Here is a 25,414-nt window from a genome sequence, read left to right as displayed (position 1 = left end):
GGCCCTTGCCTTTGTCAAGGTATGTCCGACATCGCACCGGGCATGTCCGTTCCCGTACCCAAGGAGTTTTCCGTGCTGACCGACCGCCAACGTGCCATCGTCCAATCCACCGTTCCGCTGCTTGAAACCGGCGGCGAAGCGCTGATCACGCATTTCTACCAAACCATGCTGGGCGAGTACCCCGAGGTGCGCGCCCTGTTCAACATGGCCCACCAGCAAAGCGGCGCCCAGCCGCGTGCCCTGGCCTACAGCGTGCTCATGTACGCCAGGCACATCGACCGGCTGGACGCCCTGGGCGACCTGCCCGCGCAGATCATCAACAAGCACGTTGCGCTGCAGGTGCAGCCCGAGCACTACCCCATCGTCGGCACCTGCCTGCTGCGCGCCATCCGCGAAGTGCTGGGCGCCGAGATCGCCACCGACGAGGTCATAGCCGCCTGGGGCGCCGCCTACCAGCAGCTGGCCGACATCCTGATCGGCGCCGAGCGCCAGGCCTATGACCGCACGGCGGCGGCCGAAGGCGGCTGGCGCGGCGAGCGCGCCTTCGTGGTCGAGGACAAGGTGCAGGAAAGCGCCGAGATCACGTCCTTCTACCTGGTGCCCGCCGACGGCGGCCCCGTGATCGCCCACCAGCCCGGCCAGTACATCGGCCTGCGCCTGGTGGTGGACGGCCAGGAGCAGCGGCGCAACTACTCCCTGTCCGCACCCGCAGACGGGCGCAGCCTGCGCATCAGCGTCAAGCGCGAGGCGGGTGGCAAGGTCTCCAACTTCCTGCACGACCGGGTCCGGGTCGGCGACACGCTGCAGCTGTTCCCGCCCGCAGGCCACTTCACGCTGCAGCCCGGCGAGCGCCCGCTGGTGCTGATCAGCGGCGGCGTGGGCATCACGCCGACCCTGCCCATGCTGGACGCGGCCTTGCCGACCCGGCGGCCCGTGGTCTTCATCCACTGCGCACGCGAGCGCGGGGTGCATGCCTTCCGCGAGCATGTGGATGCGCTGGCTGCCGTGCATCCGCAGCTCACCCGTTACTACTGCTATGACCGGGCGGAGGAGGGCGATGGGGTCGATGCGCAGGGCCTGCTGACCGCCCGCCAGCTGGGTGAATGGCTGCCCGCCGTGGATGCCGATGTCTACTTCCTGGGGCCTCGGCCGTTCATGCGGTCGGTGAAGGAATCGTTGAAGGCCCTGGGGGTGCCGCAGGAGCAGGTGCGGTATGAGTTTTTTGGGCCGGCCGAGGCGCTCCAGTAGGCTTTGCCGGAGCCTGCCCTGGGTGGTTCCTGGCTCTGCCGCACCCCTGGCATGCCTTTGTCGCGCCCTTGTCGCGCCCCTTGTAGCACCTCTGTGGCAAGAGGCGCGACAAGGTCCGAAGGCTCAGCGGTAGAAGGCTTGCACGGTGCCCTTGAGCTTGATCAGCAAGGGCCTGCCCTTGCGATCCACCGTCTTGCCCGCGGGCACCTTGATCCATCCCTCGCTCACGCAATACTCCTCCACGTCGAACCGCTCCTTGCCGTTGAAGCGGATGCCGATGTCGTGCTCGAACACGGCCGCCACGTGGTGCGGGCTGCGCGGGTCGATGGACAGGTGGTCGGGCAGGGCGGGGCGCTCGGCGGATGCGTTGGCGTCGGTCATGGTCTTGTTCTCGCAAGAGGGTTCTGAAGAAAGCCGGTATTGTCCGCGCAATCCGGGGTCAGGCGCTGGCTGACAGGCATTGGCGGCAGGCATCGCCACGCGGGGCCCGGCGGGCGTCGTATGCTGCGCTCCATGCTGTCGCCAGAGCAACGTCAAACACTGAAGTCGGCCAAGCGCCTGCCGCTGGCGTTGCTGCTGCTCATGGCGCTGGGCTTCGTGGCCTCGTCGGTGGCGGCAGCGCACTGGCAGCAGGTGCCGCTGTGGCTGGCCTGCATCAAGGCCGTGACCGAGGCCTCGCTGGTCGGCGCGCTGGCCGACTGGTTTGCAGTGTCTGCCCTGTTCCGGCACATTCCGCTGCCCGTGGTCGGGCGCCACACGGCCATCATTCCGCGCAACAAGGACCGCATCGGGCTGAACCTGGCGAATTTCGTGCGCGACAAGTTCCTGGACGGGCCTTCGCTGGTGGCGCTGATCGAGCGCCACGATCCCGCGCGCGTGCTGGCGGGCTGGCTGACCTCACCGGCCAACAGCACGCTGCTGGGGCGGCAGGTGGCGCGGCTGGCGCTGGCGGCGCTGGAGATGGTGCAGGACCGGCAGGTGGAGCGCTTTCTCTCGCACTCGTTCAAGGCCTTGCTGGAGCATCTGGACCTGCCCCGCGCGGCGGCGGACCTGCTGTCGGGCCTGACCCAGGACGGGCGCCACCAGGCCGTGCTCGACGATGTGCTGGCGCGCGTCAGCGGCGTGCTGCGCGAATCCGAGACCCATGTGCTGATCGCCCGGACCATCGTGCTGTGGCTCAAGCGCGAGCATCCGCTCAAGGAGAAGATGCTGCCCACGGACTGGCTCGGCGACAAGGGTGCCACGGCCATCGCCGGGGCGCTGGACAGCCTGCTGCAGGACATCGCCAGCGATCCCGGGCACCACATGCGCAAGGCGTTCGATGCCTCCGTGCAGCGGCTGATTGACCGGCTGCAGTCCGACCCGGCCATGGCCGATCGCGCCGAGCGCCTGCGCGACTACCTGCTGCACGACGAGAAGCTGGCCGGCTACCTGCGGGCGCTGTGGCTGGGCCTGCGCGCCAGGCTGCAGGCCGACCTGGCCAACGAGCATTCGCAGGTGGCGCGCAAGACCGCCGCCATGGGCCGCTGGCTGGGCCAGTCGCTGGCGCATGACGAGGCGCTGCGCCACTCCATGAACGAACGCCTCAAGCGCTGGGCCCAGGCGCTGGCGCCCGATGTCTCGCAGTTCCTGGCCCAGCACATCGCCGACACCGTGCGGCGCTGGGATGCGCGCGAGCTGTCCGAGCTGATCGAGCTGCACATCGGCAAGGACCTGCAGTACATCCGCATCAATGGCACCGTGGTCGGCGGTGCCGTGGGGCTGCTGCTGTTCCTGGTCTCCAATGCGGGGCGGCTGTGGTCCTGATCTTCGTATCAGGATGTTGCATGCCGGCCACATCGGGCCAACTTTACAAAGCCGCCGTGTTCGCCGGAACGCCGTGAATCGTGCCGGGCGCTGCACGCGCCCGGGCACTGGCGGCCCTGCATGTCATTGATGAACAAGGCAACATTCAGCATCCTGAATGAATTGCTCACAGATCGGCCCGCTTGTAAAGAAAAACAGCAGCTGCGCTGCCGTCGGCCAGGCCGTTGTCGGCGGGAAAATAAAATAAGAACGATTCGCACTCATCAAAAACAACAGAGCGGATGCGCACCCCGGTCGTTCGACCGTCCGTGATTCTTCTTGCGAGCTTTCCCATGCACAACTGCACAGCCCCCGCGGCGGGCCGTGGCTTTGCCCTGTCCGCCCTTTGCACCTCCCTGCGTGCTTCGTTTCCCTCCACCGTCGTTCCCCTGCGCCGCACCGCGCTGGGCGCCTGCCTGGGCCTGCTGGCCTCGGGCAGCGCGCTGGCCCAGGCAGCAGGCGGGGCGACGCTGGAAACCCTGGTCGTGACGGCCAGCGGCTTCGAGCAGGAGATCAGCCAGGCGCCGGCCTCGATCTCGGTGATCACGCGCCAGGAACTGGAGCAGGGCGCCTACCGCAACCTGCACGATGCCCTGCGCGATGTGCCCGGCGTGATCCTCACGCCCTCGGACAACAACTCCAACGACATCTCGTTGCGCGGCATGGGCGCCAACTACACCCTGATCCTGGTGGACGGCAAGCGCATGAGCACGCGCGAGACCCAGACCAACGGCAGCACGGGCACGGACCAGAGCTGGATTCCGCCGCTGGAGGCCATCGAGCGCATCGAGGTGGTGCGCGGCCCCATGTCCTCGCTGTACGGCTCGGACGCCATGGGCGGCGTGATCAACGTCATCACGCGCAAGGTGGCGAAGAACTGGCATGGCTCGGTGCGCGCCGACGCCACGCTGCAGGAGCGCTCCACCTCGGGCGATGCCTACCAGACCAACTTCTACCTGTCAGGCCCGATCAAGACCGACCTGCTGGGCCTGAGCCTGTACGGCAACTACGGCAAGCGCGACCAGGACCGCATCTACCAGGGCTACAACAAGAGCGACAACCGTTCGCTGAACCTGCGCCTGGCGCTGACCCCCAGCAAGGACCACGACCTGATCGCCGAGATCGGCACTTCGCGCCAGCACTTCGTTTCGTCGCCTGGCATGACCCTGCTGCCCACCGATGCGCCCAGCGACCGCAAGTTCGAGCGCGAGAACTACTCGCTGCAGCACAAGGGCCGCTGGGGCTGGGCTTCCTCCGACACCTATCTGCAGCGCGAGGAAACGCGCAACCTGTCGCGCGACATGACCATCAGGAACACGGTGTTCAACAGCAGCTGGGTGGCGCCGCTGGGCCGCCAGCACCTGCTGACCACGGGCGTGTACTACAACCAGCAGGACCTGCGCGACACGACGACCAATACGCTGCCGGGCTCGGCGCGCACCACGGCCGATCGCACGCAGTACGCCTGGTTCGCCGAGGACGAGTGGCGCCTGCGCGAGAACTTCGCCCTGACCGGCGGCCTGCGCTACGACCACGACAGCAAGGGCGGATCGCAATGGAGCCCGCGCCTGTACGGCGTGTGGAACCTCGACGCGCAATGGACCGTCAAGGGCGGCGTGTCCACCGGCTTTCGCGCGCCCTCGCTGCGCCAGACCCTGGGCGACTGGGGCCAGTCCAGCCGCGGCGGCAACATCTACGGCAACCCCGACCTGAAGCCCGAAACCTCGCTGAGCAAGGAACTGGGCGTGCTCTACAACAACGGCGCCGGCCTGTCGGCAGGCCTGACGGTGTTCGACAACGAGTTCAACGACAAGATCACGCGCATCGCCTGCCCCGAGTGCGGACCGGCCAATTCCTCGGGCAACACGCCCACCACCAACGTCAATATCGACAAGGCCATCACGCGCGGCATCGAAGCCACGTTCAAGGCCCCGCTGGCGCGCACGCTGGACCTGAGCAGCAGCTACACCTTCACCAAGTCCGAGCAAAAGAGCGGCGAGTTCGCGGGGCAGCCGCTGAGCCAGCTGCCGCGCCACATGCTCAACCTGGCGCTGAACTGGAAGCCTTCGCAGCAATGGGCGGGCTGGGCCAAGCTGTCCTACCGGGGCAAGGAAAGCCAGCCCACGGGCGGCCGTTCGGCGCGCACCTGGGTGGCCGGCAGCTATGCCATGTTCGACATGGGCGGCTCCTACAACTACAGCAAGGACGTGACCTTCTACGCAGGCATCTACAACCTGTTCGACAAGGACGTGTACTACGAGGACTACGCCACGGTGCAGGACGGCCGGCGCTACTGGATCGGCATGAACGTGAAGTTCTAGGTATCCCGGCCGCAAGGGCGGCCGCTGCCCGTGGCCTGCGGATCGGGCCGCGCCGCTTCCCGGCGCGGCACCCGCCTCCGGAGGCCGGAACTCCTTTCATTTTTTCCTGGGATTCTTTGCCATGACCTTCGATATCACGCGCCGCGCGGCGGCGCTGGCCCTGCCGGCCTTGTTCCTGGGGACTGCGGTGGCGGCCCCGCTGTCCGTGCGGCATGCCGGGGGAGTGGCCAGCCTGCCCGGCGCACCCCGGCGCGCGGTGGTTTATGACCTGGGGGCGCTGGATGCACTGCATGCGCTGGGCGTGCCCGCGTCGGCGGTCGCAGGCGTGCCCCGGGCGCAGCTGCCCCGGTACCTGGACAGCTTCGCGCAGCGGCCTGCGGCGGGCGGGCTGTTCGAGCCCGACTACGAGGCGCTGAGCCGGCTGGCGCCCGACCTGATCATCGTGGGCGGGCGCTCGGCCGGCAAGGCCGAGGTGCTGGGACGCATCGCGCCCACGCTGGACCTGAGCGTCAGCGGCAAGCACATGCTGGCCGATATCGAACGCAACATCGCCACGCTGGCGCTGCTGTTCGGCCGCCAGGCGCAGGGCCGTGCGCTGGTGCAGCGCATCCACGCCGAGCTGCAGGGCCTGCGTGCCCAGGCCTCGCAGGCCGCGCCGGGCCTGCTGCTGATGGCCGTGAACGACAAGCTCCTGCCGCAGGCGCCGGGATCGCGCTTCGGCTTTCTGTTCGATGTGTTCGGCGCGCGCTCGGCGCTATCGGCCGCGCAACTGCCAGCCCGCGGCACCGCCTACGGCTTCGATGATGTGGCGCGGCTGGACCCCGCGTGGATCTACGTCATCGACCGCAACACGGCCACGGGCCAGGCGGCAGGCGGCGGCGAGATCATGGCTTCGCGCAAGGTGTTCGACAACACGCGGATCCACGCCACGGCGGCCGGCCGCAAGGGGCAGGTCGTCTTCCTCGATCCCAAGGGCTGGTACCTGATGGGCAGCGCCGGGCCGACGGCGCTGCTGGACAACATGGCGCAGCTGCGCCAGGCCTATGGCGCGGCGTCATCGCGTTGACCGCGGGCCAGGGCCGGCTCCCGGTCCTGGCCCCACAGCGCAATCACGCGCACATAGGCCAGCTCGGCCAGCAGCTCCACCAGCGTCTGCGTGACGATGACGGCCGGCAGCACGGGAATGGCGCCAGGCACGGCCAGGGCCAGCGGCAGCACGACCAGCGAATTGCGCGTGCCCGCGCTGAACGCGACCGCGCGGCCTGCGGGCGCAGGCAGCCGGAAGGCGCGCGCCACCAGCCAGCCCAGCGCGGGTGCCGCCACCGCAAAGGCCGCATAGACGGGCACCATGCTCCAGGCGGCCTGCGTGGCCGGGCCCAATTGGGGCAGCACGGAGGCGATCACCACGAACAGCACCAGCGCGGTGGCCGGCACGGGCAGCAGGCCCAGCCATGCCGAGGCGCTGGCGCCGCGCCGGCTGCGGGCCGCCCACAGCTGCGTGGCAGCGGCCAGGGCCAGCGGCACGGCGATCAGCCACACGAACGCATGCAGGAAAGGCCCCGCCTGCACGAGCCGCGCCGCATCGTCGCCCAGGAACAGGCCCAGGTAGCCGGGCAGGGCCAGCATCTGCGCGATCAGCAGGGCCGGCGTGGCTGCCAGCAGCAGGCGCGCATCGGCGCGTCCCAGGTGGGAGAAGGTGACCACGTAGTCGATGCAGGGCGCCAGCAGCACCAGCAGCGCGCCCAGGCGCAGCAGGGGGTCGGCGGGCAGGAGCTGCAGCAGGGCCCAGACCAGCACCGGCACCACGATGAAGTTGGCCACCATCAGCGCGGCCAGGAAGCGCACCTGGCCAAAGGCGCGCCGCAGCTCGGCCAAGGGCACCTGCAAGAAGGTCACATAGAGCATCAGTGCCAGCGTGGGGTTGATGGCGCGCTCCAGCACGCCCGTGCCGGGCAGCGCCCAGGCGGCAACTGCGGCCAGGGCCACGGCGGCGAAGTAGATGGGGATCTGGCGCTGTTCGAGCGCGTCTCGGGTGTCTTGCATTCAGGAGGCCGATGGCGGCGGGTACGGGGCGGGTACGCGGATGTGGGGCGGATGTGGGGCGCCTAGTATGGCAACGGCACAGCCGGCCCGCTGCTTCATTCCCCTGCAGGCCCTGGGCCCGCAGGGATCAGCCCTGGTTTGCCGCGCCCAGCACCTTGTACAGATAGGAGCGCGAGATGCCCAGCTCCTGCGCGGCCAGCTTCTTGTTGCCGCCGCAGCGTGCAATGGCGTCGAGGATGGCGTTGCGCTCCTGGTCCTTGAGCGGGGCCACGGCGCCGGTGGCGGGCAGGCCGGGCTCGGCAACGGGCGAAGGCCGTGCGCCGGCCAGCGGGTCCTCGTGGCGCGCGAAGTTGTCCACGCCCAGCAGCTGGCCGTCGCAGAACACCAGGGCCTCTTCCACGCGCTGTCGCAGCTGGCGCACATTGCCGGGCCAGGCCTGGCGGGCCAGGTAGGGCATGACGCCGGGCGCGATGCGGGGCAGCGCAATGCCGTTGCGCTCGCAGAACGACTGGGCAAAGCGCTGCACCAGGGCCGGGATGTCCTCCAGGCGCTGGCGCAGGGCCGGCACATGCAGCACCACGCCGCTGAGGCGGTAGAACAGGTCCAGCCGGAAGCGCCCGCTGTCGATGAGGCCGCGCAGGTCGCGGTGCGTGGCGGCCACGATGCGGAAGTTCACCTGCCGGCCGCTGTGCGCGCCCAGGCGCTGCACCTGGCGGTCCTCCAGCACGCGCAGCAGCTTGACCTGGATCTCCATGGGAATGTCGGCCACTTCGTCGAGGAAGAGGGTGCCGCCCTCGGCCTGCTCCAGCTTGCCGGGCTGGCCCTGCCTGCGCCCGCCCGTGAAGGCGCCGGCCTCGTAGCCGAACAGCTCGGACTCGATCAGCGTGGCCGGCAGCGCCGCGAGGTTGAGGCTGACCAGGGGCGCGTCGGCATCGCGCCCGCGCGCATGCAGGGCCTGGGCCACCAGTTCCTTGCCGCTGCCGCTCTCGCCCAGGATGAGCACGGGCACGTCCAGCCGCGCCACGGCGTCGATCTCGCGGGCCAGCCTTTGCATGGGGGCACTGGCGCCCACCATCTGCGCCGTGGGCGTGCCGCCGCGCAACTGGCTCAGTTCGCGCTTGTAGTGCTGCACCTCGTCATGCAGCTGGTTCAGCCGCTGCTGCATGCGGTTGAGTGCCTCCACGCCGCTGAAGCTGACCTGGCCCACGGCGCCCACCACGGCGCCGCCCTCGTAGACCGGCATGCGGTTGACGATGCGGCTCACGCCCGGCCCCAGCTGCTGCAGGTCGCCGATCTCGGCGCGGCCGCTGCGTGCCACATGGGGCAGGCGCGAGTTGGGGATCACGTCCTCCGCGCGCCGGCCTGCGGCCGTGCCTGGCGCCAGGCCGAAGAACTTCTCGTGCACGGGGCTGATGTAGCGCATCAGCCCTTCATGGTCGGCCACCGTGATCGCCTGGTACGGGTTGGTCAGGAACATGTTGAGGATGGCGAAGGCGAAGGGCACGCTGGCCACCATGTCGAACAGCGCCGCCGCCTCGTCGGCCGGGCGCAGCAGGGCGACCTCGCCCTCGGCATCGGCCAGCACCACGGCCACATGGCGGGCCACCGTGCCGCGCGGGCCCGGTGTTTCCACGTGCAGCAACTGGCCATGGCCGATGGGGTTGTGCCCGTCGCCGTGCGCGCGGGCTAGGGCCTCGGTGACGGCTGCATGCAGCAGCGGCTCCTGCGCCAGGCCCAGCCGCGCCACGGGCTCGGGCGAGTCGCGCCGCCAGACGAGAACGCCGAATCGGTGGTCGGGGGAGCTGGGCATGGGCATGGCGGGCAGTGGCTGGGGTGAACGCACTCTAGCGGCGCGCAGGCCACGGGTCTGTCCCCGTGGTGTCTCCATTGAAGACAGTGCCCGACCCGTGTCTTCGAGGTTGTCCTTGATGTGGACATACGCAGGTCGATTGTGGAAAAAATCCTTTGAATTCAACGCGCTGCGTTCTGGCACGCATTGTGCGTCTTCACAGGCACAAGGAGACACGACGACATGAGCTGGCAACCCGAAGTGGACGAGATCGCATACCGCCGCGCACTGGCGGCCAAACTGGGCGGAGAGGACAAGGTGGCGCGGCACAAGGCCGCGGGCAAGCTCACGGTGCGCGAGCGCATCGATGCCTGCACGGACGCGCAGTCCTTCGTGGAGCTGGGCTCGCTCACCGGCTCGGGCCAGTACGACAGCCTGGGCAGGCTGACGGACTTCACGCCCTCCAACCTCATCATGGGCCGGGCGCGCGTGGGCGGGCGGCCCGTGGTCGTGGTGGGCGACGATTTCACGGTGCGCGGCGGCGCCAACGACGGCGCCGTGGGCGACAAGCTGATCTTTGCCGAGAAGATGGCGCACGACCTGCGCCTGCCCATGGTGCGCCTGGTGGACGGCACGGGCGGCGGCGGCTCGGTGCGCAACATCGAGACCAAGGGCTACACCAGCGTGCCCACCATGAAGGTCTGGAGCCAGGTGGTGCAGAACCTGTCCACCGTGCCCGTGGTCTCGCTGGCCCTGGGCTCGGTGGCCGGCATGGGCGCAGCGCGCGTGGCCTCCAGCCACTACTCGGTGATGGTCAAGGAGACCGCCCAGCTGTTCAATGCCGGCCCGCCCGTGGTGGCGCGCATCGGCCAGAACGTGACCAAGAACGAGCTGGGCGGCAGCCAGGTGCACACGCGCAACGGCGTGGTCGATGACGAAGTGGCCACCGAGCAGGAGGCCTTCGAGCGCGTGCGCCGCTTCCTGTCCTACCTGCCATCGTCGGTGTACGAGCTGCCTGCGCGCACCGCGCCGCAGGACGATCCGCGGCGGCGCGACGAATGGCTGCTGTCGGCCATTCCGCGTGATGGCCGCAAGGTCTACAAGATCCGGCCCATCGTCGAATGCCTGGTCGATGAGGGCTCCTTCCTGGAGACGGGCCGCCACTGGGGTCGGGCCATCGTCACGGGGCTGGCGCGCATCGACGGCTGGCCCGTGGCCGTGGTGGCCAGCGACCCGTACTTCTACGGTGGCGGCTGGGACGGCCCCTCGGCCGAGAAGTTCACGCGCTTCGTGGACATGGCCCAGACCTTCCACCTGCCCGTGGTCAACCTGGTGGACATCGCGGGCTTCCAGATCGGCGTGGAGGCCGAGAAGGCCGGCGTCATGCGCTACGGCGTGCGCGCCCTGGCCGCCGTCTACCAGGCCACCGTGCCCTGGTGCAGCATCCTCATCCGCCGCGCCTACGGCGTGGCGGCGGCGGGCCACCAGCACATGGGCCGCTTCAACTTCCGCTATGCCTGGCCCTCGGCCAACTGGGGCTCGCTGCCCATCGAGGGCGGGCTGGAGGTGGCCTACAAGGCCGAGATCGAAGGCGCCGACGACCCCGTGCAAAAGCGCGCCGAGATCGAGCAGCGCGTGCGCAGCCTGACCTCGCCCTTCCGCACGGCCGAGGCCTTCGGCATCGACGAGGTGATCGATCCGCGCGACACGCGCGCCCTGCTCAGCGAATTCGTGGAACTGGCCGCGCCGCTGCGCGAGGCCGGAGCGCCGCAGTTCGGCCTGCGGCCCTGAACGCATAAAAACCCAAGGAGACAAAGCAATGGCAACCAGACAACCGCGCGCGCCCTCGCGCCGCACCGCCCTGGCCCTGTGCCTGGCGCCGTGCCTGACCTTGTGCGCCGCGACGGCGGCCCAGGCCCAGGCCCCCCAGGAGGACAAGTGGCCCACGCGCCCCGTGCGCATCGTGGTCGGCTTTCCTGCAGGCTCGTTCACCGACACCATTGCACGCGCGCTGTCCGAGCCGCTGAGCAAGTCGCTGGGCCAGCCCGTGGTGGTGGAGAACAAGCCCGGCGCCAACGGCGCCATCGGCGTGGGCGAGGTGGCGCGCGCCGCGCCCGACGGCTACACCCTGCTGGTCACCAACTCCAGCAGCATCACCATCAACCCCCAGATCTACAAGAAGATCACCTACCGCGCCAAGGACTTCGCGCCCATCACCATGGTGCTGGATGCGCCCTTCATCCTCACCGTCAACCCCGAGTGGGCGCAGAAGCACCAGATCCGCTCGGCCAAGGATGTGATCGCCTTCGCCAAGGGCCACCCCGACAAGCTCAGCTACGGCTCGGCCGGCCCCGGCAACATCGCCCACCTGGCCTATGCGGCCTGGAGCAACCGCACGGGCGTGAAGACCACGCATGTGCCCTACAAGAGCGCATCGCAGGCCCAGATGGCCGTGCTCAGCGGCGAGCTGGACACGCAGTTCGACACCTGGAGCGCGCTGCCCCACATCGCCAGCGGCAAGCTCGTGGCGCTGGCCGTCACCGCGCCCCGGCGCATGCAGCAGCTGCCCGAGGTGCCCACCATGGCCGAGGCCGGCTATGCCGATTTCGACGTCACCTTCTGGGCCGGCCTGCTGGCGCCCGCAGGCACGCCGCCGGCCATCGTCAACCGGCTCTACGAGGCCTCCAGGGGCGTGCTGCAGGACGCACGCATCCGCGCCGTGCTCAGCAGCCAGGGCGAGCCCGTGATGATGCCGCCCGCGCCGTTCGGCCAGCGCATCGCCAAGGAGGTCTCGGATTGGGGGCAAGTGATCCAGCGCGAAGCCTTGTCTTTGGATTGATGAGGTACGCATGTCTCTGTTGCAAGCACTGAACCCCCGCTCCGTCGCCATCCTCGGCGCATCCGACAACCCCATCAAGGCCGGTGGCCGGCCCATCGACTACCTGCGGCGCCACGGTTTCGCGGGCCGCATCCTGCCCGTCAATCCCAAGCGCGCCGAGGTCCAGGGCCTGGCCGCCTACCCCTCGCTGCGCGCGCTGCCCGAGGCGCCCGACGCCGTGGTCATCAGCCTGCCCGGCGAGGACGTGGCCGCCGCCATCGACGACTGCGTGGCCGTGGGCGCGCGCCTGGCCGTGATCTATTCCTCGGGCTTTGCGGAGCTGGGCGAGGAAGGCCGCCGGCAGCAGGCCGACCTGGTGGCGCGGGCGCGCCGGGCGCCAGGCGGCGGGCTGCGCCTGTTCGGCCCCAATTGCCAGGGCGTGGCCAACTTCGCCACGGGCGCCATCCTCAACTTCTCGACCATGATCAACGAGAACGCGCCGGCCGACGGCCCCGTGGCCATCGTCAGCCAGAGCGGTGCGGGCGCGGCCATTCTCTACGGCGGCCTGCGCCGCGCGGGCATCGGCGTGCGCTACATGCTGTCCACGGGCAACGAGGCCGATGTCTGCGCAGCCGAGGCCGTGCGCGCCGTGGTCGAGGACGAAGGCATCCGCCTGGTCGTGCTCTACATCGAGACGCTCAGGCAAAGCGCCTGGCTGGCCGAGGCCGCGCGGCTTGCCCATGCGCGCGGCGTCACCATCCTGGCCGTGAAGGCCGGCCGCACGCGCGCAGGCCAGGCCACGGCCAGCTCGCACACGGGCGCGCTGGCGGCCGAGGACGCGCTGGCCGATGCCTTCCTGCGCCAGCACGGCATACCGCGCCTGGCCGACTTCCGCGAGCTGATCGACTACGCGCCGCTGTTCCTGTCCCAGCCTGCGCCGCGCGGTCGCCGCGTGGTCAGCATCAGCAATTCGGGCGCCACCTGCGTGCTGTCGGCCGACGCGGCCGAGGAATACGGCCTGGCCCTGGAGCCGTTCGATGCCGCCACGCTGGACGGCCTGTCCCAGGCCCTGCCGTCCTATGTCACGGCGCGCAATCCCATCGACATGACCACGGCCCTGCTGGGCAGGCCGCAGACCTTTGGCGACACGCTGCGGGCCTTGTCGGGCAGCGGTGCCGCGGATCTGGTGCACGTGGGCTTCCCGATCGGCGGCGAGGGCTATGACTTCGCCGACTTCGCGGGCCAGGCCAGCCGCTTTGCGCGCGACACCGGCGTGCCCATTGCGGTCAGCGTCAACCAGGACTGGGTGGCCCAGGCCTTCCAGGACCAGGGCGTGCCCACCTTCTGGAGCGAACGCGCCGCCATGCGCGGCCTGGCGCTGCTGGCCGAGCAGGCCGGTGGCAGGCAGGCACAGGTGCCGTCTGCCGAGGCATCGGTGCCGGTGGCGGCCTCCCGCTCCCTCACGCTTGACGAGCCCTCCAGCCTGTCCGAACTCGCCCGCGCCGGCCTGCCGGTGATGCGCCATCTGGTCTGCAGGAGCGAGGACGAGGTGCGCGCCGCCCTCGAATCCCTGCCGCTGCCCCTGGTGGCCAAGGGCGTGTCCGCCGATCTCTCGCACAAGTCCGAGCATGGCCTGGTGCGGCTCAACATCCGCGAGGCGGAGCAGGCGCTGCAGGCCTTTGGCGACTTCGCCGCCACGCTGGCCCGCCTGGGCGCGGCCGATGGCGGCCTGCTGCTGGGAGCCCAGCACAGGGCCGACTTCGAGCTGGCGCTGGGTGCCCATGTCGATGCCGAGTTCGGCGTGGTGGTCATGGTCGGCCAGGGCGGCGTGCTGGTGGAGGCGCTCAGGGACGTGCAGTTCCTTGTCGCCCCCTTCAGTGCGCGGCAGGCGCAGGATGCCCTTGCGCGCCTGGCCATCGCCCCGGCCTTTGCGGCCGTGCGCGGCATGCCGGCCGTGGAGCTGGATGCCGTGGCCGCCATGATGGTGCGGCTGGGCGACTGGATGCTGGCCCAGGGCGGGCGCGTGCAGTCGGTCGATGCCAATCCCGTGCTCGTGGCACGCGGCGCGCAGGCGCCGGTCATCGTCGATGCGGTGGTGGCCGTGGCCGCTGCGCCAGCTGCGACCTCGGAGGCGGCATGAGCGGCGCCCCGCACCCCATCCGCCGCGTGCTGGTCGCCAACCGGGGCGCCGTGGCCGCGCGCGTGATCCGCACGCTGCGGCGCATGGGCCTTGAATCCGTGGCCGTGTACTCCGAGGCCGATGCCAGCCTGCCCTATGTGCGCGCGGCCGACCAGGCCGTGTGCATAGGCCCTGCGCCCGCCGCGCAAAGCTATCTGGACCAGGCGCGGCTGCTGCAGGTGGCGCGCGAGACCGGCGCCGATGCCGTGCACCCGGGCTACGGCTTTCTCTCCGAGAACGCGGACTTCGCCGAGGCCGTGCAGCGCCAGGGCCTGTGCTTCATCGGCCCCTCGCCGCACTGGATACGCACGCTGGGCCACAAGACCCAGGCGCGGGCCTTCATGGCCGCCCAGGGCATGCCGCAGGCGGCCAGCTCGGCCGTGCTGCACAGCGTGCAGGAGGCGCAGGAGGAGGCGGCGCGCATCGGCTTTCCCGTGCTGGTCAAGCCCGCAGGCGGGGGCGGCGGCATCGGCATGCTGCCCGCGCACGATGCACCGCAGCTGGAGGCCGCCTGGTCCAAGGCCAGCGGCATGGCCGCCAAGTACTTCGGCACGGCCGAGCTGTACCTGGAAAAGCTGATCGAGGCGCCGCGCCACATCGAGTTCCAGGTGCTGGCCGACCGCCATGGCGAGGTGCGCGTGCTGTTCGAGCGCGACTGCTCGGTGCAGCGCCGCCACCAGAAGGTGGTGGAAGAGGCCCGCCCCGCAGGCATTCCCGCGCAGGCCCTGGCCGATATGCGGCAACTGCTGGCCGGCCTGCTGGCGCGCACGGGCTATGACGTGATCGGCACCGTGGAGATGCTCTACACGCCGCAGCACGGCTTTGTCTTCCTGGAGATGAACACGCGGCTGCAGGTCGAGCATGCGGTGACCGAGGAGATCACGGGCATCGACATCGTCGAGGCCCAGATCCGCCTGGCCGCCGGCGAGCGCATGCGGGAGGTGCTGCCCGCCGAGCCCGTGGCCAGCGGCCATGCCATCGAGGCGCGCATCTATGCCGAAGACCCCGTGCGCTTCCTGCCCTCGCCAGGGCGCCTGGACCGCTTCGAGATGCCCCAGGGCGAAGGCCTGCGCGTGGAGACCGGCTATGCCCAGGGCTGCAGCGTCACGCCCTTCTACGACCCCATGGTCGCCAAGCTCGTGGCCCATGGCAGCGACCGCGCCCAGGCCATCGCACGGCTGCGCCAGGCACTGGCGCAGACCCGCATCGAGGGCGTGAAGACCAACATCCCCTTCATCGAACGCATCCTGGGCCACGCCGATTTCCTGGACCTGCGCATCGACACCGGCATCGCCCAGCGCGTGCTGGCCCCCCTTTGAAAGCCCTACCCATGACCACCACCCCGAACATGATCACAAGCCCCATCGCCGGCCTCGTGGCCGCTGTGGAAGCCGCCGAAGGCGGCACCGTCGCCCTGGGCGACACCCTCATCATCGTGGAGTCCATGAAGATGGAGATTCCCGTGGAAAGCGAGGTGGCAGGCGTCGTGCGCCGCATGCTCGTGGCCGTGGGCGAGCCGGTGGCCGAAGGCCAGGCGATTGCGGAGATCGGATGAACGCCGTTGGAATCTCCACCACCCCGGACCTGGAGGCCGCCGCGCTGGCGCGCGGCTACTTCGGCATCGACGTGCCCTTCATGTCCCACATCGGCCTGGAGCCCGTGAGCCTGGCGCCCGGCCTGGCGCGCACGCGGCTGCCCATGCGCCCGCACCTGGCCAACAGCCGGGGGCATGGCCATGGCGGCGCGCTGATGAGCGCGCTGGACTTCACGCTGAGCGCGGCCGCGCGCTCGTCCAACCCGCTGGGGCTGGGCGTGGTGACCATCGAGATGAGCACGCATTTCCTGGCATCGGCCACCACCGACCTGCTGATCGAGGCCCGCGTGCTGCGCGCAGGCGCGCGCACCGTGTTCTGCGAGGGCAATGTGCTGGACAGCGCGGGCCAGGCCGTGTGCACGGCGCGGGCCGTGTTCAAGCTGATCGCGCTGTAGCCTGGCTTCAGGCGCCGTCGCCTTCGGGCGCCGGCGGCAGCAGATGCTGACCGATCTGCTGCCAGGCCTTGGCCGCGTCATGCTGGCCGCCGAACATGTGGCAGCTGGCGGCCGTCATGGCCAGGCGGCCGTTCTCGGGTTCCAGGTCGAACGCCAGCTCGCATTGCGCGGCGGCGTTGCGCCACATCACCACGGCGTCTGGCGATTCTTCCTTTTGCAGCGCATGGGCTTCGGCCATCCAGGCCTGGGCCAGGCGAAACGCGCCCTCGGCCTGATCGGGGTCGGCCTTGTGGGCCAGATAGAAATGCTTGCCGGCCTGCTGCCACAGCGCCCGGGCCTGGGCGAAATCCTGGGTGGCGGCCCGCTGCGCCTGGGCCACCAGGGCATTGCCTTCGGCCAGCAGCGTTGCGTAGGAGGAGGGGGCGTCTTGCGTCATGGGGCGCCATTGTGCCGCCGCTCCGGTGCCTGTGTTCAGGCCGGGGAATCGCGCGGCGGGCTCGGGCTGTCGGGCAGTTCCAGGCCGATGCGCGTGAAGCCGCCCTCGGACTCGGCAAAGCAGCGCCCGCCGTGCATGCGCGCGATGGCGGCCACGATGGCCAGGCCCAGGCCATGGTTGCGGTCGGCCTGGCTGCGCGCGGCGTCGGCGCGGTAGAAGCGGTCGAACAGGCGCGGCAGGTGGACGGGATCGATGGCCGGGCCCCGGTTGAGCACCGCCAGCGCCACATCGCCGGCGCCCCCGTGGTGAGTACAGGGCCGCGCGCCGATCTGCACGGTGATGGTGGAGCCGCGCTGTGCATAGCGTGTGGCATTGCCCAGCAGGTTGGACAGCGCCCGGCGCAGCAGCCGCGCATCGACCTCGGCGGCCGCGTCGCCCTGGACGACGACCTGCAGGTCGGCCTCCTGCAGCGCGGCCTCGTGGAAGTCGATGACCTCGTGGGCCAGCGCGGCCAGGCTGGCCCAGGGCGCCAGGCGCGCGCCCTGGCCCCGGTCGGCCTGGGAGAGAAACAGCATGTCGGCCACGATGCCGGCCATGCGCCGCAGGTCCTCCAGGTTGGAAGCCAGCACCTCGCGCAGCTCGGCCTCGCTGCGCGGCTTGCGCAGGGCCAGCTCGCAGCTGCTGATCAGCGTGGTCAGCGGCGTGTTCAGCTCATGGGCCACGTCGGCGTTGAAGGCCTCCATCTGCCGGTAGGCCACGGACAGCCGCTCCAGCAGGGCGTTGAACTGTGCGATCAGCGGCCGCAGCTCCTGCGGCTGCCCGCTGTCGTCCAGGCGCCGCTGCAGGTCCTGGGCCGACAGCTGGCGCGTCTGCTCGGTCAGCTGTCGCAGCGGCGCCAGGCCCAGGCGCACCAGCCAGATGCCGGTCAGCGACACCAGCAGGGCGCCGCCCACGGCAGCCAGGGCCAGCGTCCAGGCCAGCAGGGACAGTTGCCGGTCGTCTTCGGCCCGGTCCAGCGTGAGCTGGGCACGGGCCTGCTGGCCGGAGTCGGCCAGCACGACCTCGAAGCTGCGCTGCAGCGTGCGGCCGGGATTCTTGGGCGTGCGCAGGCGCTCGTAGAGCACGCGGCCCTGCAGGTCGGTGATGCGCAGCGACATCTCGTCCAGGCCCGTGAGAAAGTCGTCCAGCATGTGGGCCAGCCCGGCTTCGTTGTGGGCGCTGCGGCTTTCCGTCATCAGGTGCAGCACGGCCTGCTGCTTGAGGTCCAGCGTCTCGTGCTGGTGCTGCTCCAGCGTCATCGATGCCACCCCGTAGACGGCCGCGCACACCAGGCCCAGGCCCAGCATGGTCTGCAGGGCCAGCCAGCGCGACAGGCGCCGGCCCAGGTGGGGAATGTCGGCAGGGGCAACGCTCACGGTGCGCGCGACTCCAGCACATAGCCCATGCCGCGCACCGTGTGCAGCAGGGGCTGCGCGAAGGGCTGGTCCAGCTTCAGGCGCAGGCGGCGCACGGCCACCTCGACCACATTGGTCTCGCTGTCGAAATTCATGTCCCAGACCTGGGAGGCCAGCTCGGTGCGCGACAGCACCTCGCCCTGGCGGCGCAGCAGCAGGCTCAGCAGGTTGAATTCCTTGGCCGTCAGGTCCAGGCGCTGGCCGGCGCGCGTGGCGCGGCGGCGTATCAGGTCCAGCTCCAGGTCGGCCATGCGCAGCGTGGTGGCCTCGGCCGCAGGCTGGGCCGTGCCGCCGCCGCGGCGCAGCAGCACATGCATGCGCGCCACCAGTTCGGAGAACGCAAAGGGCTTGACCAGGTAGTCGTCGGCGCCGCCCTGCAGGCCGCGCACGCGGTCTTCCACCTGGCCGCGCGCCGTCAGCATCAGCACCGGCGTCTGGCGCGACTGGCGCAGCGCCGCCAGCACGGCCAGGCCGTCGATGCCGGGCAGCATGCCGTCGAGCACGATGAGGTCGTAGGCCAGCTCGGTGGCCAGGTGCAGGCCGTCGATGCCGTTGTGCGCGACATCGACCACGAACCCCTCCTCGGTCAGGCCCTTGCGGAGGTAGTCGGCCAGCTTGGTTTCGTCTTCGATGACCAGGACTTTCATGCCGAGCATTGTCGGGGCAGGCAAGGGTTTTCGGAGATGACAAATTTGTCATGTGCCCGACAGCGCCGGGTCGTTGCGCCGCCCTAGACTCGCCGGCATGGGGCAGTCGCGATTGGGGTCAAACGCCATGCCCGACAATCCCGCACTTCTGCCATGCCCTCTTCCATGACCCGGCCCCGTCTTGCCGCCCTTGCCATCCTCGTGATCGCGCTGCTGTTCCAGTGGACCTGGATGGCGGCCGCTGCGCTGTGCCGCCACGACGGGCATGAGACCCGGCACTTCGGCCACCATGTCCATGGCGTGAGCCTGCACGGCATGGGCGCCGAGCGCCATGCGGGCACGGGCACGGATGCCGAGTCCGGCCCGCCTGCGCAAAAGGCCGACCAGGGCCTGCAGTCCTCGCTCAGCGTGGACTGCTCCATGTGCCACGCCTGGGTGGCCGCTGCCACACAGCACTGGCAGGCGGCGCCGGTGGCCCCGCCGCCCGCGCAATTCGCCGAGCCGCTGCGCCGGCATGCCTCGGCCGTGCTGCTGCGCCCCGACCGGCCCCGCTGGCAGGGCTGACGCTCCTGCAGCCGCCGGCCGGGCATTCGGCGTTCATCGCCCTGTTTCGCCCCGGACCGGCATTTTCCAGAAATCCCTTCGCGCGCAGCGGCCCTCGTCCGTGCGCGCCCTGTGGCGTGGGGCCTGATCGACCAAGCGATCACGCCTGATCCGCGCTGCGGGCAAGGAGCCCGTGTATGTCTTTTCCTTCGTCCTTTCCGTCGAGGACAGCCTTCGCACCGTGGGTGCTGGCGGCGCTGGCCGCCTGCGGCGTCGTGCAGGCCGCCGAGCCACCGGCCGATTCCGTGGCGCCACCCGCCTTTGCAGGCGCATCCCTTCCTGATGGCCCGCCGCTGGACCTGCAGCAGGCACTGGCCCTGGCGCTGGACGGCAATCCCGGCCTGCGCGCGGCCCGCCAGGCGCTGGCCGCCACGGAGGGGGCCGTGCTGCAAAGCCAGGCCCGGCCCAATCCCGAGCTGGCCTGGTCGCAGGAGGACACGCGCCGCAGCACCCGCACGCTGACCGTGCAGCTGAACCAGACCCTGGAAGTGGGCGGCAAGCGCGAGGCCCGCATGCGCGTGGCCGAGCGCGGCCGCGACCTGGCCCGCGCCGAACTGGCAGGGGCCGAGGCCGCGCTGCGCGCCGATGTGGGCGCGGCCTTTTTCGGCGTGCTGGCCGCGCAGCAGCGCGTGGTCCTGGCCGGGCAGACGCTGGAGATCGCCAGCAGCGCGCGCGAAGCGGCGGCCCGGCGCGTGGCGGCCGGCAAGGTGGCGCCGCTGGAGGAGACCCGGGCCCGCGTGGCCGAGTCCGGCGCCCTGCTGGAGCAGGCCCGGGCCCGCTCTGCCCTGCGCGTGGCGCGCGGCCAGCTGCAGGCGCTGTGGGGCGAGAGCGTACGCCCCTTCGGCCAGGCCGAGGGCGCCGTGGACGCGCTGCCCCAGCTGCCGGAACTGGCAGCCCTGCAGCAGCGCATCGAACAGGCTCCCGCCGTGCTGCGTGCGCGCCAGGCGCTGGAGCAAAGCCGCGCCACGGCCGACCTGGAGCGTGCGCGCCGCCTGCCCGATCCCACCGTCAGCCTGGGCGTCAAGCGCGCCACCGAGGTCGGGCGCAACCAGCTCGTGGTCGGCGTCTCCGTGCCCCTGCCCGTGCTCGACAGCAACCGGGGCAACCAGCTGCAGGCCCTGCGCCTGGCCGACCAGGCCGAGGAGCAGTTGCTGGCCACGCGCGTTCAGCTGCAGGCCCAGCTGTTCGAGGCGCGCGAGCTGCTGCAGTCCAGCCGCGAGCAGGCGCGCCAGCTGGCCGAGGAGGTGCTGCCCACGGCGCGCACGGCCTACGAGCTGGCCTCGCGCGGGTTTGCGCTGGGCAAGTTCGGCTACCTCGACGTGCTGGACGCGCAGCGCACCTGGTCCGAAGCGCGCAGCCAGTACCTGGACCAGCTGCTGGCCACGCACCGCGCTGCCGCCGACATCGACCGCCTGCTCGGCACCGAATCCGGCCTCTGATTCCGATAGCAACCTGATTGCATCCAGACCATGAACACCAAGCCCTCCTCCTCCCCCCTGGCACCGCGCCGCACCCTCGTGGCCATTGCCGTCATCCTGGCCGTGGGTGCGCTGGCCGCCACGCTGATCCTGCGCAGCGGCCCGCCGGGTGCCGCCAAGGCCGACAGCCATGGCCACGGGCACAGCGAGGCCGCAGGCCATGCCGATGGCGAGCACCACGGCGCTGCAGCCGCAGCCGCAGCCGATGGCCACAAGCACGACGAAGGCCATGCCGACGATGAGCACCATGAAGATTCCAAGGAGGAAAAAGCCGAGGCCAAGCCCGCAGCCAACCCCGCAGCCGCCGCCGAAGCCGGCCATGGCGACGACGAAGGCCTGATCGCCATGGACGCCCAGCGCATGCAGGCGGCCGGCGTGCGCCTGGCCGAGGCCGGCCCGGCCACCGTGCGCTCCGTGCTGCAGCTGCCCGGGGAGATCCGCTTCAACGAAGACCGCACGGCCCACGTCGTGCCGCGCGTGGCCGGCATTGCCGAGAGCGTTCCCGCCAACCTGGGCCAGAACGTGAAGAAGGGCCAGCTGCTGGCCGTGCTCAGCAGCGCCGCCGTCTCCGAGCAGCGCAGCGAACTGCTGGCCGCCAGCAAGCGCCTGGAGCTGGCTCGCACCACCTATGCGCGTGAAAAGCAGCTGTGGGAGGAAAAGGTCTCGGCCGAGCAGGACTACCTGCAGGCGCGCCAGGCGCTGCGCGAGGCCGAGATCGCCGTCTCCAACGCCCAGCAGAAGCTGGCCGCCACGGGCGCCGGTGCCGGCGGTGGTGCGGGCGGGCTCAACCGCTTCGAGCTGCGCGCGCCGTTTGACGGCGTGATCGTGGAAAAGCACCTGTCCGTGGGCGAGGCCGTGCAGGACACCACCCAGGTCTTCACCATCTCCGACCTGCGCAGCGTCTGGGCCGAGATGCGCGTGGCCGCGCCCGACCTGCCCGCCGTGCGCGTGGGCGAGAAGGCCACGGTGCGCGCCACGGCCTTCGACTCCTCGGCCACGGGCGAAGTGGCCTATGTGGGCGCACTGATCGGCCAGGACACGCGCACGGCCCCCGCGCGCATCACCCTGCCCAACCCCGACGGCGTGTGGCGCCCGGGCCTGTTCGTGAATGTGGAGCTGACGGCATCGTCCCGGCAGGCGCCGCTGGCCGTGGCCACGCAGGCACTGCAGAAGATGGAGCAGCAGACCGTGGTCTTCGTGCCCGTGCAGGGGGGCTTTCGCGCCCAGCCGGTACGCGTGGGCCGCGCCGACGGCAAGACCACCGAGGTGCTGGAAGGCCTGAAACCCGGCCAATCCTACGTGGCCGAGGGCAGCTTCATGCTCAAGGCCGAGCTGGGCAAGGCCACGGCCGAGCACTCCCATTGATGCGGGCATGAACGGAGAACTCCATGTTTGAACGCATCATCCGATTTGCCATAGAGCAGCGCTGGCTGGTCCTGCTGGCCGTGCTGGCCATGGCCGCGCTGGGCATCTACAACTACCAGCGCCTGCCCATCGACGCCGTGCCCGACATCACCAATGTCCAGGTGCAGATCAACACCCAGGCCAGCGGCTACTCGCCGCTGGAGACCGAGCAGCGCGTCACCTATCCCATAGAGACGGTGATGGCCGGCCTGCCCCACCTGGAGCAGACGCGCTCGCTGTCGCGCTACGGCCTGTCCCAGGTCACCGTGGTGTTCAAGGACGGCACGGACATCTACTTCGCACGGCAGCTGGTGGGCGAGCGCATACAGCAGGCGCGCGACAGCCTGCCTGCGGGCATCACGCCCACGCTGGGCCCCATTTCCACGGGCCTGGGCGAGATCTACCTGTGGACCGTGGAGGCCGAGGACGGTGCGAAAAAGCCCGACGGCACGCCCTACACGCCCATGGACCTGCGCGAGATCCAGGACTGGGTCATCAAGCCGCAGCTGCGCAACGTGCCCGGCGTCACCGAGATCAACTCCATCGGCGGCTACGCCAAGGAGTACCTGGTGGCGCCCGCGCCCGAGAAGCTGGCCGCCTACGGCTTCACGCTGGCCGACATCGTCACCGCCCTGCAGCGCAACAACGCCAACGTGGGCGCCGGCTACATCGAGCGCCAGGGCGAGCAGTACCTGATCCGCGCGCCGGGCCAGGTCGGCGGCATCGCCGACATCCGCGAGGTCATCGTGGGCTCGGCCCAGGGCCAGCCCATCCGCATCCGCGACCTGGCCGAGGTGGGGCTGGGCCAGGAGCTGCGCACGGGCGCAGCCACCGACAACGGCCGCGAGGTGGTGCTGGGCACGGTGTTCATGCTGATCGGCGAGAACAGCCGCACCGTCTCGCGCGCCGTGGACCAGCGCATGGCCGAGATCAACCGGGGCCTGCCCCCTGGCGTCAAGGCCATCACCGTCTACGACCGCACCAACCTGGTGGACAAGGCCATCGCCACGGTCAAGAAGAACCTGGTGGAGGGCGCGGCCCTGGTGGTGGTCATCCTCTTCCTGTTCCTGGGCAACCTGCGCGCGGCGCTGATCACGGCGCTGATCATCCCGCTGTCCATGCTGTTCACCTTCACGGGCATGGTGCACTACAAGGTCAGCGCCAACCTCATGAGCCTGGGGGCGCTGGACTTCGGCATCATCATCGACGGCGCCGTGGTCATCGTGGAGAACTGCGTGCGCCGCCTGGCCCATGCGCAGGAGGCGCGCGGACGGTCGCTGACGCGCAGCGAACGCTTCCATGAAGTCTTCGCCGCCGCGAAGGAAGCGCGCCGCCCGCTGCTGTTCGGCCAGCTCATCATCATGGTGGTCTACCTGCCCATCTTCGCGCTCACGGGTGTGGAGGGCAAGATGTTCCACCCCATGGCGCTCACGGTGGTCATTGCGCTGGCCGGCGCCATGCTGCTGTCCATCACCTTCATCCCGGCGGCGATTGCGCTGTTCATGGGCGACAAGGTGGCCGAGAAGGAAAACCGCCTCATGGGCTGGGCGCGCCGCGCCTATGCGCCCGTGCTGGCGCGCGTCATGGCCGCGCCCGCCGTGGTGCTCACGGCCGCCGCCGTGGCCGTGGCGCTGAGCCTGCTGCTGGCCACGCGCCTGGGCAGCGAGTTCGCGCCCAACCTCAACGAGGGGGACTTCGCCATCCAGGCGCTGCGCATCCCGGGCACCAGCCTTACGCAGTCGCTGCAAATGCAGATGCAGATCGAGAAGGCGCTCAAGAAGGAGTTCCCCGAGATCGACCGCGTGTTCGCGCGCACCGGCACGGCCGAGATCGCCTCCGACCCCATGCCGCCCAACATCTCCGACGGCTACATCATGCTGAAAGCCCGCAGCGAGTGGCCCGACCCGGCGCGCCCGCGCGATGAGCTGCTGGCCGCCGTGCAGGCGTCGGTGGACCGCATCCCGGGCAACAACTACGAGTTCTCCCAGCCGATCCAGCTGCGCTTCAACGAGCTGATCTCGGGCGTGCGCAGCGACGTGGCCGTGAAGATCTTCGGCGACGACATGGCCGTGCTGGAGAAAAGCGCCCAGACCGTGGCCGGCATGCTGCAGCAGATCGCGGGCGCCTCCGAGGTCAAGGTCGAGCAGACCACGGGCCTGCCCATGCTCACCGTGCAGATCGACCGCGAAAAGGCCTCGCGCTATGGCCTGAACATGGGCGATGTGCAGGACGCCATCAGCACCGCCATGGGCGGCACCGAGGCCGGCACGGTGTTCGAGGGCGACAAGCGCTTCGACATCCAGGTGCGCCTGCCGGACGCCGTGCGCAACGACCTGCAGGCCCTGAGCCGCCTGCCCATCGCCCTGCCGCGCGGGGCGGACGGGCGCATCGGCTTCGTGCCGCTGTCGGCCGTGGCCACATTCGAGACCGCGCCCGGCCCCAATCAGGTCAGCCGCGAGGACGGCAAGCGCCGCATCGTGGTCAGCGCCAATGTGCGCGGGCGCGACATGGGCTCCTTCGTGGGCGAGGCACAGCAAAAGCTGCAGGGCCTGTCGCTGCCGCCCGGCTACTGGACGCGCTGGGGCGGCACCTTCGAGAACCTGGAGTCGGCCACGCGCCGCCTGCAGATCGTCGTGCCCGTGGCCCTGCTCATGGTCTTCGTGCTGCTGTTCGCCATGTTCGGCAATGTGCGCGACGGGCTGGTGGTCTTCACGGGCATTCCGTTCGCGCTCACGGGCGGCATCCTGGCGCTGTGGCTGCGCGACATACCGCTGTCCATCTCGGCGGCGGTGGGCTTCATCGCGCTGTCGGGCGTGGCCGTGCTCAACGGCCTGGTCATGATCTCCTGGATCAGGAGCCTGCGAGAGCAGGGCGCCAGCGTGCCCGATGCCGTGACCGAAGGCGCGCTCACCCGGCTGCGCCCCGTGCTGATGACGGCCCTGGTGGCCTCGCTGGGCTTCGTGCCCATGGCCATTGCCACGGGCACGGGCGCCGAGGTGCAGCGGCCGCTGGCCACGGTGGTGATCGGCGGCATCCTGTCATCCACGCTGCTGACCCTGCTGGTGCTGCCGCTGCTGTACCGGCTGGTGCATCGCAATGATCCGTCGGAGGCCAGCGGCACAGACCCCGCGCCCGCCGCGCCGGCACCTGCCGTGTGACG

General features: G+C 70.3%; 21 protein-coding genes. 14 read left to right on the top strand and 7 right to left on the bottom strand.

The genetic code is table 11. From position 1 onward, the window contains the following. The first annotated feature begins 21 nt into the window (after nt 1–21). The gene (hmpA, locus tag ACF8O7_RS02435; protein WP_126311204.1) at nt 22–1,248 is read left to right on the top strand and encodes an NO-inducible flavohemoprotein; all 1,227 of its coding nucleotides are present in this window, start codon (nt 22–24) and stop codon (nt 1,246–1,248) included. A gap of 123 nt (nt 1,249–1,371) precedes the next feature. Here hmpA and ACF8O7_RS02430 read toward each other — a convergent pair whose 3' ends face one another. Then, nucleotides 1,372–1,629, bottom strand: a complete 258-nt coding sequence (locus tag ACF8O7_RS02430; RefSeq protein WP_016446670.1) for a DUF3297 family protein — start codon at nt 1,627–1,629, stop codon at nt 1,372–1,374. A 120-nt stretch (nt 1,630–1,749) separates the two neighbouring features. Between ACF8O7_RS02430 and ACF8O7_RS02425 the strand changes: the two genes are divergently transcribed. Beyond that, nucleotides 1,750–3,054: a DUF445 domain-containing protein gene (locus tag ACF8O7_RS02425; RefSeq protein ID WP_074920757.1), complete on the top strand. Its 1,305-nt coding sequence runs from the start codon at nt 1,750–1,752 to the stop codon at nt 3,052–3,054. Nucleotides 3,055–3,220: 166 nt separating this feature from the next. Here ACF8O7_RS02425 and ACF8O7_RS02420 read toward each other — a convergent pair whose 3' ends face one another. Further along, nucleotides 3,221–3,388 (bottom strand): hypothetical protein, encoded by a 168-nt coding sequence (locus tag ACF8O7_RS02420; protein ID WP_156815065.1) that lies wholly within the window; start codon nt 3,386–3,388, stop codon nt 3,221–3,223. On the opposite strand from ACF8O7_RS02420, the gene ACF8O7_RS02415 reads away from it, so the two are divergent. Both ACF8O7_RS02415 and ACF8O7_RS02410 read left to right on the top strand, forming a co-directional pair. Further along, complete coding sequence (locus tag ACF8O7_RS02415; protein ID WP_013804398.1) at nt 3,387–5,414, top strand: ligand-gated channel protein; 2,028 nt, start codon at nt 3,387–3,389, stop codon at nt 5,412–5,414. The genes ACF8O7_RS02420 and ACF8O7_RS02415 overlap by 2 nt on opposite strands. Nucleotides 5,415–5,535: 121 nt before the next feature. Further along, a complete protein-coding gene (locus tag ACF8O7_RS02410; RefSeq protein ID WP_126311206.1) occupies nt 5,536–6,480 on the top strand; it encodes a siderophore ABC transporter substrate-binding protein in 945 nt (314 codons plus the stop codon). On the opposite strand, the gene ACF8O7_RS02405 is transcribed toward ACF8O7_RS02410, so the two are convergent. Further along, entirely contained in the window at nt 6,456–7,457 is a 1,002-nt protein-coding gene (locus ACF8O7_RS02405) for an arsenic resistance protein (RefSeq protein WP_275824891.1), read from the bottom strand. The genes ACF8O7_RS02410 and ACF8O7_RS02405 overlap by 25 nt on opposite strands. A gap of 127 nt (nt 7,458–7,584) precedes the next feature. After that, nucleotides 7,585–9,267 carry a sigma-54-dependent Fis family transcriptional regulator gene (locus ACF8O7_RS02400; protein ID WP_070081019.1) on the bottom strand — a complete coding sequence of 561 codons (1,683 nt, stop codon included), beginning with the start codon at nt 9,265–9,267 and terminating at the stop codon, nt 7,585–7,587. A gap of 222 nt (nt 9,268–9,489) precedes the next feature. Here ACF8O7_RS02400 and ACF8O7_RS02395 point away from each other — a divergent pair, with 222 nt between their 5' ends. The 6 genes from ACF8O7_RS02395 to ACF8O7_RS02370 are packed head-to-tail and all read left to right on the top strand — an operon-like array spanning nt 9,490 to nt 16,232. Then, a complete protein-coding gene (locus tag ACF8O7_RS02395; protein WP_126311210.1) occupies nt 9,490–11,037 on the top strand; it encodes an acyl-CoA carboxylase subunit beta in 1,548 nt (515 codons plus the stop codon). A gap of 28 nt (nt 11,038–11,065) precedes the next feature. Then, a complete protein-coding gene (locus tag ACF8O7_RS02390) occupies nt 11,066–12,085 on the top strand; it encodes a tripartite tricarboxylate transporter substrate binding protein (RefSeq protein WP_012203029.1) in 1,020 nt (339 codons plus the stop codon). Between the two features lie 10 nt (nt 12,086–12,095). Beyond that, nucleotides 12,096–14,204 (top strand): acetate--CoA ligase family protein, encoded by a 2,109-nt coding sequence (locus ACF8O7_RS02385; RefSeq protein ID WP_070080706.1) that lies wholly within the window; start codon nt 12,096–12,098, stop codon nt 14,202–14,204. Next, nucleotides 14,201–15,562, top strand: coding sequence for an acetyl/propionyl/methylcrotonyl-CoA carboxylase subunit alpha (locus ACF8O7_RS02380; protein WP_046241695.1), 1,362 nt, complete (start codon nt 14,201–14,203; stop codon nt 15,560–15,562). Before ACF8O7_RS02385 ends, ACF8O7_RS02380 begins: the two co-directional genes overlap by 4 nt. A gap of 11 nt (nt 15,563–15,573) precedes the next feature. Continuing rightward, a complete protein-coding gene (locus tag ACF8O7_RS02375; protein ID WP_012203026.1) occupies nt 15,574–15,798 on the top strand; it encodes an acetyl-CoA carboxylase biotin carboxyl carrier protein subunit in 225 nt (74 codons plus the stop codon). Then, on the top strand, nt 15,795–16,232 hold the full coding sequence (locus ACF8O7_RS02370; protein ID WP_016451973.1) for a PaaI family thioesterase: 438 nt from the start codon (nt 15,795–15,797) through the stop codon (nt 16,230–16,232). The genes ACF8O7_RS02375 and ACF8O7_RS02370 overlap by 4 nt, the downstream gene beginning before the upstream one ends. Nucleotides 16,233–16,239: 7 nt before the next feature. Here ACF8O7_RS02370 and ACF8O7_RS02365 read toward each other — a convergent pair whose 3' ends face one another. The 3 genes from ACF8O7_RS02365 to ACF8O7_RS02355 are packed head-to-tail and all read right to left on the bottom strand — an operon-like array spanning nt 16,240 to nt 18,769. Beyond that, nucleotides 16,240–16,668, bottom strand: a complete 429-nt coding sequence (locus ACF8O7_RS02365) for a hypothetical protein (RefSeq protein WP_016446659.1) — start codon at nt 16,666–16,668, stop codon at nt 16,240–16,242. Between the two features lie 35 nt (nt 16,669–16,703). After that, the gene (locus tag ACF8O7_RS02360) at nt 16,704–18,083 is read right to left on the bottom strand and encodes a heavy metal sensor histidine kinase (protein WP_043789226.1); all 1,380 of its coding nucleotides are present in this window, start codon (nt 18,081–18,083) and stop codon (nt 16,704–16,706) included. Further along, entirely contained in the window at nt 18,080–18,769 is a 690-nt protein-coding gene (locus ACF8O7_RS02355; RefSeq protein WP_026062596.1) for a heavy metal response regulator transcription factor, read from the bottom strand. The genes ACF8O7_RS02360 and ACF8O7_RS02355 overlap by 4 nt, the downstream gene beginning before the upstream one ends. Nucleotides 18,770–18,922: 153 nt before the next feature. Between ACF8O7_RS02355 and ACF8O7_RS02350 the strand changes: the two genes are divergently transcribed. From ACF8O7_RS02350 to ACF8O7_RS02335, 4 genes are all read left to right on the top strand, one after another. Beyond that, nucleotides 18,923–19,333 carry a hypothetical protein gene (locus tag ACF8O7_RS02350; RefSeq protein ID WP_223275155.1) on the top strand — a complete coding sequence of 137 codons (411 nt, stop codon included), beginning with the start codon at nt 18,923–18,925 and terminating at the stop codon, nt 19,331–19,333. A gap of 176 nt (nt 19,334–19,509) precedes the next feature. Next, nucleotides 19,510–20,811 (top strand): TolC family protein, encoded by a 1,302-nt coding sequence (locus ACF8O7_RS02345; protein ID WP_126311212.1) that lies wholly within the window; start codon nt 19,510–19,512, stop codon nt 20,809–20,811. A gap of 30 nt (nt 20,812–20,841) precedes the next feature. Beyond that, entirely contained in the window at nt 20,842–22,215 is a 1,374-nt protein-coding gene (locus tag ACF8O7_RS02340) for an efflux RND transporter periplasmic adaptor subunit (RefSeq protein WP_126311214.1), read from the top strand. Nucleotides 22,216–22,238: 23 nt separating this feature from the next. Beyond that, nucleotides 22,239–25,412, top strand: a complete 3,174-nt coding sequence (locus ACF8O7_RS02335) for a CusA/CzcA family heavy metal efflux RND transporter (RefSeq protein ID WP_126311216.1) — start codon at nt 22,239–22,241, stop codon at nt 25,410–25,412. Nucleotides 25,413–25,414 lie beyond the last annotated feature (2 nt).

Source organism: Delftia sp. WSY_16, from assembly GCF_043104415.1.
GTDB classification, from domain to species: domain Bacteria; phylum Pseudomonadota; class Gammaproteobacteria; order Burkholderiales; family Burkholderiaceae_C; genus Comamonas; species Comamonas tsuruhatensis.
This window is presented reverse-complemented; position numbering and strand designations above follow the sequence as displayed.